Annotated in this window: 11 protein-coding genes; 6 read left to right on the top strand and 5 right to left on the bottom strand. The window is 30.4% G+C overall.

Translation table 11 applies throughout. The features are described 5' to 3' along the window. Positions 1–75 precede the first annotated feature (75 nt). Together Q1B37_RS05660 and Q1B37_RS05655 are read left to right on the top strand one after the other, a co-directional pair. Positions 76–1,185 (top strand): hypothetical protein, encoded by a 1,110-nt coding sequence (locus tag Q1B37_RS05660; RefSeq protein ID WP_299896468.1) that lies wholly within the window; start codon positions 76–78, stop codon positions 1,183–1,185. A gap of 42 nt (positions 1,186–1,227) precedes the next feature. After that, on the top strand, positions 1,228–2,280 hold the full coding sequence (locus tag Q1B37_RS05655) for an Ig-like domain-containing protein (RefSeq protein ID WP_299896465.1): 1,053 nt from the start codon (positions 1,228–1,230) through the stop codon (positions 2,278–2,280). 84 nt (positions 2,281–2,364) lie between these two features. Here the strand turns inward: Q1B37_RS05655 and Q1B37_RS05650 are convergent, their stop codons facing one another. Beyond that, positions 2,365–2,715, bottom strand: coding sequence for a hypothetical protein (locus Q1B37_RS05650; RefSeq protein ID WP_299896463.1), 351 nt, complete (start codon positions 2,713–2,715; stop codon positions 2,365–2,367). Between the two features lie 130 nt (positions 2,716–2,845). Here Q1B37_RS05650 and Q1B37_RS05645 point away from each other — a divergent pair, with 130 nt between their 5' ends. Then, entirely contained in the window at positions 2,846–3,040 is a 195-nt protein-coding gene (locus Q1B37_RS05645) for a hypothetical protein (RefSeq protein WP_299896460.1), read from the top strand. A 163-nt stretch (positions 3,041–3,203) separates the two neighbouring features. Further along, entirely contained in the window at positions 3,204–3,626 is a 423-nt protein-coding gene (locus Q1B37_RS05640; RefSeq protein WP_299601600.1) for a DUF2147 domain-containing protein, read from the top strand. 297 nt (positions 3,627–3,923) lie between these two features. Here the strand turns inward: Q1B37_RS05640 and Q1B37_RS05635 are convergent, their stop codons facing one another. After that, on the bottom strand, positions 3,924–4,532 hold the full coding sequence (locus Q1B37_RS05635) for a matrixin family metalloprotease (protein WP_299896457.1): 609 nt from the start codon (positions 4,530–4,532) through the stop codon (positions 3,924–3,926). Between the two features lie 748 nt (positions 4,533–5,280). Between Q1B37_RS05635 and rlmF the strand changes: the two genes are divergently transcribed. After that, positions 5,281–6,141, top strand: coding sequence for a 23S rRNA (adenine(1618)-N(6))-methyltransferase RlmF (gene rlmF, locus Q1B37_RS05630; RefSeq protein WP_299896455.1), 861 nt, complete (start codon positions 5,281–5,283; stop codon positions 6,139–6,141). Between the two features lie 7 nt (positions 6,142–6,148). Here the strand turns inward: rlmF and Q1B37_RS05625 are convergent, their stop codons facing one another. After that, positions 6,149–7,699 carry a DEAD/DEAH box helicase gene (locus tag Q1B37_RS05625; RefSeq protein ID WP_299601608.1) on the bottom strand — a complete coding sequence of 517 codons (1,551 nt, stop codon included), beginning with the start codon at positions 7,697–7,699 and terminating at the stop codon, positions 6,149–6,151. Between the two features lie 128 nt (positions 7,700–7,827). Next, positions 7,828–8,820, bottom strand: coding sequence for a YceI family protein (locus Q1B37_RS05620; protein WP_299896453.1), 993 nt, complete (start codon positions 8,818–8,820; stop codon positions 7,828–7,830). 127 nt (positions 8,821–8,947) lie between these two features. Here Q1B37_RS05620 and Q1B37_RS05615 point away from each other — a divergent pair, with 127 nt between their 5' ends. Then, a complete protein-coding gene (locus tag Q1B37_RS05615) occupies positions 8,948–9,832 on the top strand; it encodes a winged helix-turn-helix domain-containing protein (protein ID WP_299896450.1) in 885 nt (294 codons plus the stop codon). A 100-nt stretch (positions 9,833–9,932) separates the two neighbouring features. Here Q1B37_RS05615 and Q1B37_RS05610 read toward each other — a convergent pair whose 3' ends face one another. Continuing rightward, a complete protein-coding gene (locus Q1B37_RS05610) occupies positions 9,933–12,110 on the bottom strand; it encodes a TonB-dependent receptor (RefSeq protein WP_299896449.1) in 2,178 nt (725 codons plus the stop codon). Between the last annotated feature and the right edge of the window lie 64 nt (positions 12,111–12,174).

The raw sequence follows: 12,174 nt of genomic DNA, 5'->3' as shown, positions 1-12,174 counted from the left end.
ATATCTTTAACGCTTCACACACTTGATTTTTAGTACTTTTAGAGCAATGTACGGTAAACACACAAATCACTTCTCATGAAAACACTCATCACTTTTATCATCTCATTACTATTTTCTTTTTTTCTTCAAAAAGCACAAGCGAACACATATTTGAAATCCAATTTTAAGACAGGAAATCCAGAAATTTCTTCAATTCACAAAATGACTTTTGGTCCAGAAGGTATATTATTTATTGGTGATAGTGATGCAGCACAAATTATAGCTGTAGATCTTAGTGAACATCCTAAATTAGATAATTCTAAAGTTAAATTAGATAATATAGACAAGCTTATAGCCGACATGATGGGGACAACGATAGATCAGGTACAAATCACGGATATGGTTGTTAATCCGAACAACAATAATATATACTTATCTATTAATCATAGTTCAGGTATTCCAATATTATTAAGAGTTGAAGAAAATGTATTAAAGCAAGTACCGTTAGATAATGTATCGTTTAGTAAGGTGTCACTGACAAACCCAATAGATAAAGAAGCTAAAGATAGACGTGGTCGTAGTTTAAGAAAATGGGCGATTGCAGATATTAAATATACAGACGGGAAACTACTGTTATCTGGTCTAAGTAACCAAGAATTTGCCTCCACCTTTAGTGCTATTGATTTTCCTTTTAATGAAAAACAAGAATCTAGCTCTTTAGAAATTTATCACGCTGCTCATGGTAAATATGAAACTCATGCGCCTATTAAAACATTTATTCCAACAACTGTTAACGGAACTTCACAGATTGTAGCTAGTTATACTTGTACTCCTTTAGTTGTATTTCCGATAGACAAAATAAAACAAGGTAAGCATCATAAAGGGAAAACTGTGGCAGAATTAGGAAGTGGAAATTCTCCAGTAGATATGATAGAAATTGCTAGCGAAGGGAATCGTTATTTGCTAATAGCTAATACCAATAGACCTCTTATGAAAATGGATTTTAAAGATTTAGAATCGTTTCAGGGAGAATTAACTAAACCTGTAGTAAAAAAAGGAGCTGCCGAAGGTGTTGACTATGTAAACTTACCGTATGTAAATGTTCAACAACTGGATAAAATGGGTGATAATGGTTTCATTATTGTTCAACGTGAATCCAATGGAAACCTTGCTTTAAAAACAGGGAATAGTTGGTGGGTAAAATAACTTAGTTTCTTATTGCTATTAGTACACTTAATAGTTTAGGCTTTGAAGTACACTTTTATTTTTTTACTCATCTTATCATCTGATCTTTTAAGTCAGAAAAAATATGATTTCATTTTTACCAAAGATAAAATCACAATACTTAATCATGATGATTCTTTAGAAAAGAAGCTATACTTATATAATGGAGAAATAGAAGAAGATTTGATCACTAGTACTACTCCAATCCTTGGCAAGACTTTTTTTCAAGAAGATTCATTACATTTTACTCCTGTAGTACCGCTAGGATGGGATCGGATTTACACCTTGGTTTACAACCATTCTATTACTTATTTCAAAATACCTATACCAAAAAACTACAAAAAATTATCTGTAGAAGAGATATATCCAACATCTTCCAAACTACCGTCGAATATTTTAAAATGGTACATTAAGTTTTCAAACCCAATAAATAGAAATAACGTATATGATTATTTTCATTTTATAAACGCTAAAGGAGACACCCTATCTAGAGCTATATTACCACTAGAAAATATATTAATTAATAGGGATAAAACTCTGGTAACGTTATGGATCGAACCGGGAAGACAAAAACGAAAACTGATACCTAACCAATTATTAGGCTCAGTCTTTACACCTCGAGAAAATTATAGGATAATAATTTCAAAAAATATAAAAGATAGTAATGGTGTATCGATGCAAAAGGATTATATAAAAAGTTTTTCTATCATAGATGCCGATCGTTCTAAACCAAACATATCGCAATGGCATATAGAGCATCCAAAAAAAGAATCACTATCTCCCCTAATTATTAAATGCTATGAACCCTTAGATTATGGAAGTGTTCTAGAAAATATTAACATTAGTTATAAAAACCAGATAATCAGAGGTACATGGGAGTTATCAAATAATGAAAGGATAATTCAGTTCCTACCTAAAAAGAAATGGAAATTAGGAAACTACCAAATAAACTTCAATAAAACTATAGAAGATCTGGCAGGTAACAATCTTTCTCGTCTTTTTGATAATGAGATTGATAATACTGAAGATGTCAACGCTACAAATCAAGAACACATCTTAGAATTCTCAATATATTAATAAAAAAGACAGCTAAAAAAGCTGTCTCTTCATAAGTAGGTAATGTAATCTCCGTAGTAGTTTTGAGGCTACTAATATTGTAATTTATTTTCCTCCTGCCAATAACACGAAGTTATTTTTAGATACTGGTGATACGTTATAACTCTTAACATTTTTCAGTGTCTTCATATATTTCTCAGCTTCCTGAAAAGCATTTTCCAAAGGACTTCTTGATATATCATTATTCAAAGTAATGGTCTTAGAAATTACAGCTCCATTTACATATTCGATGGTAATCTTCCATTTTTTAACAGAGTGAAAGTTCTTAGAACTTACAGACTTTTCTTCTTTTTTAGACTCTTTTCCCTTTTTGTTTTTATCATTTTCATTTATGGGATTCGTTGCAGAATATCCCACGGAAACAATTAAAAGTGCAGCAATAAGTGAGCGTTTCATAGGTGATGATTTTTGGTTTAGCTTGGAGCTAATATACATATATATTTTTATTAATCAAATATATTTTTAATAAAATTTTATTTGTATATTAAAAATTCCCTTGTATATTTGAATTATGGTAAATAAGAATTTGAAAAAACTCCTTAAGAAAAGTAAAGGAGCCAAAACGGTATACGGTATTTCTAAGACATTAGGAGTTAGCCCGCAGGCAGGAGATTATGTAGTAAAGCGTAAAAACCTTGCTAAAGATTTTGAAAGACTACAAAAGATAGCTGACTATATGGAGGTAGAAATAAAGGATATTTTAGATTTAGATAAGAAATAATCTAAGACACTTTCATTAAAAGTTTGATATCCATTCTATATTTTTAATAGGAAAATAAAGTATTTCCTAGATTTGTGATATGCCTATTTCACCTCTTTAAAAATAGGTTTCAGGAATTATACTTATATTAGGAAAAATAAATTGACTAGTTATATTTTCTTTAATGAGGTTTTTGTTCTGTTTACTTATTGCTTGTTTACCCACCCAGCCTATCATTACACCTGACGCTTATATCGATATGTGGCAAATAGAAGGGGGCTCAATTATCGAGATTTATAAGGATGGGAACACTTTTTTTGGGAAAATAAAAACAAGAGCAAAAAATCCTATATCTAATTTTAATGGATTAGATAACAAAAATCCTAACCCCTCTTTAAGGAAGCGCCAACTTATTGGAATGGATATTCTAAATAATCTCACATATAATGAAGGGGAATTAACTGGAGGGACCATTTATAATGCTGATAGCGGAAAAACGTATGATGTAAAAGTTTGGATAGACCCCGATAATAAAGACATCTGTTTTATAAGAGCTTATAAGGGTATATTATTCAAGACGTTTGAAGCGAAACGAGTTCGAGATTAGAACTTTTGAAATGGAAATGCCAAAAATAAAAAATACCCATGTAGGGTATTTTTAATAATTGAATAAATATGGTACTTCTACCGGTAAACACAGACTTTTTATAATATTTAACTTTTTTTACTAAAAAATCAAACGAACTGAATTTTTCATACAATTCGTTTGATTTGCTCTGAACAAACTTACTTGATAATTGTCGTAAAATTGTTCTGAATGGTGCACATTCACTAAAGGGTTAGTTCGAAAGAATTGGGGCCTTGATTGGGGCTTGTTGTTGTTTAAGATTTAATATAAATTCTTTTATTCTGATATTTTATCTAATGTTTCTTTCAAAGTATCCACTTGCGCATTTGTGAAATCCTTTCTCAAATATGGTCTAATTTGACTCATAATATTTCCTTCCTCTGGATAATGATGTAACCCAAGTGCATGTCCTATTTCATGTGGAGCTGTAGATGTGTATAAAAACTCATCTGTTATTAAAGCTCTCTTATCTTTTCCTATACCTGCAATTGCAACTGTATTGGATCTTTTCATAACATATATATTTATTCTATTGGTATTATAAAAGTCCTGAGTTTCTCTTAAAAACACTCTAGATTCCTCACCTCTATTGTCTTTTAAGTCATATAACTCATCGTTATATAGTGTTTTTACTTCTCCCATCTCTAACCCAATTCCATATCTATGAAAAAAGCTTCCATTTAAATTAGTAATAAAATGATTTTCATTTAGACCATAAGAAACTTTACTGGATTTGTTTGATGGTTGTACATATATAATATCTACTTTAATTACTTTATCTAGATTTTCAGAAAACACTTGTTCTATTTCATATGGTACATAATCATCTTCTGTAGCACAAGATGCAAAAATCGATAACACTAATAATACTCTTAAAAATTTCATGGCCTTCGTTGTTGTTGTTGTTGTTGATTGATACTAAATTCATAAGAACAGAAGGAAAAAACCTACTTATTCTTTATGGTTTTAATTAAGGAATATGATCCCTATTTAAATAAGCCTTCGTTAAGATTATTTCAGTTATTAAAAAGAACTTTTAAAATCTGATATTGATTTGTGTAATAATGATTGTGTCGATCGATCAATCCAAAGGTAGAAAATTATACAAACACAAAATAGGGTATTTTCCCCTATACAAAGTTTTAATAACATTGACTTTCAAACTGTTAATTACTTTTTTAACAAATATCATGTGTTAATGAAAAATGTTAATATTTGCTTAGTATTTTTTGGTTAAGCCTTTTAAATATAATAGATCCGATGCTTTAACACTAAAATGTTAAAATTTTACTATTACGGCTAGACCGTAAATAAGCTACAGTTTAAATAAATCGTATTGAAATTGGTTGAAAACACAATTTTAACACAATAAAACAGTAATTTTAACAAAATTAACATGGTATTTCAACGATATTAAATGGTATTTCAACGAATTTTTTATGTTTTTCACCTAACAATTGTATTAAAATTCCTCTAAAAAGTTTAAAACAAACCAAATTATGCTTCATAATGATGTTTGGTTTAACGTCTTTCTTTATTCCACCTGTTGATTTAAAAACGATAATAACTTTATTTATCGTTATTATTGTAACGTATATAAATATTTTAGCTTTGAAAAAGCTTTAGTCAAATTATGCACTCAAATAACATTCATAATTCACCTTATAACTTTGATAAACTCTGTATAGCTAATAACGGACTGAAAAAATATGTTATTTTTAACCCTAAAGGTTCTCGGACTATCGATTTTTCAGATCCAAAATCTGTAAAAGAATTAAATAGAGCTATATTAATTCATCATTATAATCTGAAAGATTGGGATATCCCAGAAGGGTATCTATGTCCTCCAATACCAGGTCGAGCTGAGTATATTCATCATATTGCTGATTTAATCGAATATAAAAATATCAACGCTCCTATTAAAGGTTTAGACATAGGAGTTGGAGCTAACTGTATTTATCCAATTCTGGGATCTCAAATATATAATTGGAAAATGGTAGGTTCAGATATAAACCCTACTGCCATATCGAGTGCAAGAAATAATATTCAACTAACACCTAATCTGGATAAAAAAATTGAGATTAGACATCAAACGGATAATGCATTTATTTTTGAAAACATCATAAAAACAAATGAGTACTATCATTTTACGATGTGCAATCCTCCTTTTCATTCTTCAGAACAAGAAGCAACCAAAGGCACTCTTATGAAACTTAAAAACCTAAAGATCAGAAAGTCTAATCTTAATTTCGGCGGGCAAGCAAACGAATTATGGTGTAATGGTGGCGAAGCACTCTTTACAAAACGAATGATTAAACAAAGCGTATCCTATAGAAATCAAGTAGGATGGTTCACATCATTGGTTTCGAAAAAAGAAAACTTAAAAAAAATTCATAAACAACTCGATAAACTAAAAGCAAACTACAAAACTGTTGACATGCCCATTGGAAACAAAATAAGTCGGTTTATCGCCTGGAAATTCCCAGAAATTTAAACCACCCCTATTCTGGTGGTCTTCCGTGTATTTCTTCAAATTTTTCATCGAAGTTTTCACGTAAATAAGCATTCAATTTTTTTCTATAATCATCTTTTAACCAAGATAAAAAATTATGGGTGCTTCTGCTTATACATTTTGCATAACTCTGAATTCTGTGATCTATATCATCACCTAACATTTTTGCAAGTGCAATAGCATCATACACATCTTCGCTATTCTCTATGCATATTTTGGCATGCTGAGCAATAGATCTTTCCAGTACAACCTTTGATGACTCTCCGTTTCGTACAGAATCTTTATAAGTTTCTTTAATATCGAAATATACTTCCTTAGAGTTTGCAAATTCTGCTCTTAACTCTTCTGGCATTTCATGTTTAAACTTACTTTCAATTTCCTCATCATTAAGAAGTTTATCCATATAATAATCAGGAGAATTGAATATTTTTTGCCAATCTAAATCTGCTCCCCAAGGTCCAAACCTATGATAGTTATTTCCTAAATCAATCACATTAAATGTTGATTTATTTTTGAGTATACGTGATCCTCTTCCGATCATTTGATAATATAAAGTCAAGGATTTGGTCGCCCGATTTAAAATAATAGTATCTACTGTAGGCTCATCAAAACCTGTAGTAAGAATACTTACAGACGTAAGAATAGCATCGGGAGTTTCTTTAAACCATTTCAATATTTGTTTACGCTGTTTTTTTGTTGCTGTATTATCTAAATGAGCAATAGCATATCCAGCAGACCTAAACGTATCATATACATGCAAGGATGTGTTAATTCCATTATTAAAGATTAAGGTCTTTTTACCTTTAGAATGTTTTTCATATGCCTGTACTAATTGACCCAGCATAGAACTATTGGTATATAAATCTTCAGAAGATTTCACCGTATAATCTCCATTGGATCCAACCTCTAAAGAGGTAAGTCCCATATTATAGGCAAACACTTCTGCTCTAGCCAAAAACTCATTCTCTATTAGAGATTCTATCGTTTCACCAACAATTAATTCATCATAATTATCTTTCATTGGTAGTTTTACATTAGAACTCAATGGAGTTGCCGTTACTCCTAAGATGAAAGATCTTTCAAAAAACTTAAATAATTTGGTAAATGAATTATAATGGGCCTCATCAATAATCACTAATCCTATATCAGAAATATCTAATTTGTCTTCATTCAACCTATTATTTAAGGTTTCCACCATTGCTACAAAACAGCTATAATTAGCTTGATCATCTAAATTCGCTTTACTATCAACTACTTTATTCACCACTCCAAAACCAGTAAGCATACTAGATGTTTGTTTACATAGCTCTATACGGTGGGTCATCACCAATACCTTCTTATTATGGTGTTTTAGATATTGCCTAACAATCTCGGAAAAAATAACTGTTTTTCCTCCACCTGTAGGTAATTGGTACAACAAATGATAATCCTCTCTAGCATCTTCAAAACACTTAAAAATTTTATTTATAGCACCTTTTTGATAACTATATAAATCCTTACCAGTCTTTTTTTCCTGTAATTCCGTAGTTGAATCCGACATATTTTCTTATTTCTAGGGCTGCAAAACTAACTCCTTTTATGGATTTATGCAGATTATTTATCATAAAATATGTCAGGATTTTTTTATGGTTTGTCAATTACACAGAATCTATTTGATTTTTAGAGATTTTATTCTGTTAAAATTACCACGTCAAATTGTACTTCATCAGATAAAAGATTATCCGCTACACCACCAAAAATACTTCCTGAAGCATGCGTTATACCCCATTTTGTTCTATCAATTGCAAACTTTGTTTGAAACTTTACTCTACTATCATTTTCATCGATATTGGCATCAAATGATATCGTGTTATTGATGTCTTTTATCATTAAATCTGCTTGTATTGTTACTTCAGAATTAGTCTTGTACAGTACTTCTCTGATATAAAGCCTAGCGATTGGATATTTCTCTGTATCAAAGAAGTCTTCATTTTTTAAATGATCTACTAATCCCTCATTATAACCACCATCTATATTTACAATAGTATTCATATCTACAATAAACTCTCCTCCTACAATTTTATCGTCCTTTTTATAAAATTCGCCACTTGAAAATTTAACAGTACCATAATGACCACCTGTATGTAGTTTATTAAATCCTTCCCATCTGAGTGAGCTACTATCCACTGATATTTTCATTACAGTGATCGAATCTAATAATGATGTTGGATTTTGATCTATAATATCTATTAATTCAATATCATAGTGTAATGTAGAGTCTGGATGGGGAAATGTTATATTACCTGTTCTTTTACTTAAAGCTGGAGGAACTATTAATTCCTTAATTTCACCTTTTTGCATTCCAAGTAAACCTTCTTCTACTCCTTTAATCACCTGATTTCCCCCTACTAAAATTTTTAATGGATTTTGTCTACTTCTAGAAGTATATACAAGAGAATCATTCATATATCTCGTTGTCTCGTGGATTAGCACTTCCTGACCAGCAATTACTTTAGGCCCATTGCCCGCTTTTGTAATTTTATATTTCAATCCTGAGTCTGTTGTTATATAATCATTTGATTCCGAACAAGCATATAGCGATGTAATTGTAATTATGGATAGATAGATTTTAACAAATAAATCACTCAATTTATTCGCTTGAATTCTTACTTTAGTCTTCATAGATATTATTTTTTGATTACTTTAAGCTAAAGTAGTTTTGGTATACGCTTACCTATATAAATGAGTTGTAAAAAAGTGTATCACAATTGTAAATAATATGTAAATATTAGAGTAATAAGCCATATTCATGAAAAAAAAGGTAAAAGTTGTAGCTATTCTTCTTATTGTATTAGTTGGCTGTATAACGGTATTTAGTTTCTCCTCAAAAAAAATATCATTCTATCCAGAAAAAGTAAAAGTAGCTTTGAGGTCAGTTGGAAATCAATTGCTGCTAAAAAATAATGATACTACTTCCTTGGTATTACCAATAAAAAGAGTATCTGATAAAACATATGAAATATCTTTTCAAAAGGAAATTGCCATTAACCCTGAAGAATTGGTAGAGATTATAGATGTAGAATTGAAAAAAACGAAACTTCCACAAAATTACATTACAGAACTAATAGATTGTACTACTAAAGAAGTGTCTTACAGCTATGAAGTGTTAAGACCTATTGAAGAAAATAGTATTTCTTGTATCGGTAGAAATCTTCCAGAAAGCTGCTATACCATCAAAGTAATGATGCTAGATGATACCGATCACTCTTTATATGGTAGTGTAGGTAATGTATATACTTTTTCTCTATTAGTTTTACTTTTGATTGCAATGTCTAGCTTGACATTTTTCAAAAGAAAAGAACAAAATAACACTACAGAAGTGAACTCTAATCACAGGATTATTGGAGAATTTCTATTTTTTCCGGACCAACAAAAGCTAGTTAAAGATGAAACCGAAATTAGTTTAACAACTAAAGAAAGTGAAATTTTAAACCTACTTGCCCGTCAACCGAATCAGATTGTAAAAAGAGAACAACTTATCAAAGAAGTTTGGGAAGATAATGGAGTTATCGTTGGTAGAAGTTTGGATATGTTTATTTCTAAATTGCGTAAAAAATTAACTAACAATGCTGAAGTTAAGATTGTAAACATTCATGGTGTTGGGTATAAGTTAGAAGTAACTACTAAAAACTAGACTCCTTTATCTCGTTAGGAGTAAAAAAACAAGTGAATACTCAAAAACATAGAACATCTTACTATAACCACAACTAAGATGTTCTATGTTCTAGAATATATTAATGATGATGTTTTTGACCAAATGGTTTAATAATAATACCAACACTTAGGATAAAACCATCGGTTGGCGCATAAATTTCTGCAAAAGTTGGATTATCATTTGATCCTGAAACTAATGGAGAAAATCTACTCTGTCTTCGATCGGTAAAATTTTCAAAATTCACAAAAACGGTGGCCCAATTAAAATTACGCATTCCTAAAAGCCCCATTTTAATAAAATCGGTAGTTTCAGTTCCATCAGATAATAATTGTCTTCCAATATAATACGATTCAAAACCTAATCTCCATTTTTCATTTTCATACATGATAACACTACCAGCGTTATGTCTTGCAGTCAAAGGCTTTTGTGGATTACCATCTAGATAATTTAACCTAGTATCAATAAATGCGTAGTTCAGAAACCATCTAAAATCTCTATAACTGAACTTTATATTAGTTTCAGCTCCCCTACTTACAATATTATCATCAGCATTTTCATATTGAAAAAATCCAGTACCCGTATTTGTAAGTAACAATCCCTTCTGAATAGCAGTAATGTAGAACAGTTGATTTACCGAAAAATTTATCTCATCAGTTAGATAAGTTTCGTAGTTAAAATCAAGATTTACGCCATAAGATCTTTCAGCCTCTAAATTATCCTTAGCAATACCTAGTATATTATTAAAATTGATAAATTCTGCTTCTTCGGTAAATATATCTGGGATTTTATATCCTAATCCTCCACCAATTCTACTGGAGAATGACTGATTAGCCTTATATAGTAATGAAATTTTTGGTAGTGGAAAAAAGCCCCAATCCTGAGCATAATCTGCTCTAAAACCTGTTTCTAATATCCAATCATCAGTAAAATCATAGATATTATTTACAAATAATCCAGCAGTAAGATCACTTTGATCACGCTGCAGACCTATTGACTCTTCGTCAAAATCAGTAGTATACAAATTAGCTCCAAAAACCCAGTCTGTTCTTTCTCCTATATTCTTATAAACAGCCTCTGTAAATGAGTTTAACTGGTTTCCTTTAAAATTAATGGTAGGTACAGTTAAATCCCTATCGAAATAGGAAAAACTATTTTTGATATAAAATGATTTTTCAGCATCAATGTTACTTTTGTATAAGGTTTGTGTACTTAAACGTCTTGAAATATTTTCTTCAGTATATAGATTATCTGCATTATTTTCTATAGCATCTAAATTACCTCCCAACCTATCATCATAGGTGGCATTGACTCCGAACCAAAAGGTTGTTTTATCCGATGGATAATAAAAAAACTTTGGGTTAATAGCAATTGATTTTGTTTCAGGAAGATTACTAAACTCATCATCATCTGGATCAAAAGCCTTTTGGTAATGACCAGATCCGTATAAAGTGACTCCAAACTTTTCATTCCTTTTACTATAAAACACATTTCCTGTAGTTCCTAAAGCATGAGTCTGTGTTAACATAATATCCATATCTGGCTCTTCTTCTGGTGTTTTAGAAATTAAATTTACCAAACCAGCGATGGCACCACCACCATAAAGTGTAGAAGAACTTCCTTTAATAATCTCAAACTGCTTTAGATCTAAAGGAGGAATATGTAGAATACTTAAACCTCTAGAAAAACCTGAATACAAAGGAAAACCATCTCTTAGAAGTTGTGTATATCTTCCATCAAGACCTTGAATTCTAATATTAGCATTGCCACTACTTAATGAAGTTTGTTGCATTTGTATTCCTGTACTTTCTCTCAATACCATAGAAATATTTGTAGCATTCATTGCATTCTTTTCGCTTAACTCTTCTCCTCCAATAAATTCAATTCTAGTAGGAATTCTTTTAAAAGTTCTTGTGCTACGATTAGATTCCAAAATTACTTCTTCTAGCGCTTCTCCATCCTCATGAAGATAAACTGTTAAGATCTCTGGATAAGGTATTTCAATTGTGTTTTCAATAGATTTAAAACCCAAAAAAGACACTTTATACGCGTATGTTCCTTTTGGAATATCATTTATTACCGCAATACCATCTAAGTCAGTGATACTACCTTTATCTATATCTTTTAAATAAACTGTTGCACCAATTAGTGGTTCATTTGTATCTTCTGATAATACCTTTATCGTAATACTATGTGTTTGCCCATTTACATATGCAAATGAGAAAACAAGGAGTATGATACTCCATATTGTATTTTTCATTATGAAATAAAAATTAAAATTAGTTTATGTATCTATAAATAGAATTCGAATGAATTCAATTAAA

It is taken from the genome of uncultured Aquimarina sp. (genome assembly GCF_947492965.1).
Classification (GTDB): Bacteria; Bacteroidota; Bacteroidia; order Flavobacteriales; family Flavobacteriaceae; genus Aquimarina.
The sequence above is the reverse complement of the archived record's forward strand: the minus strand, read 5'-3'. Positions and strand labels throughout refer to the sequence as shown.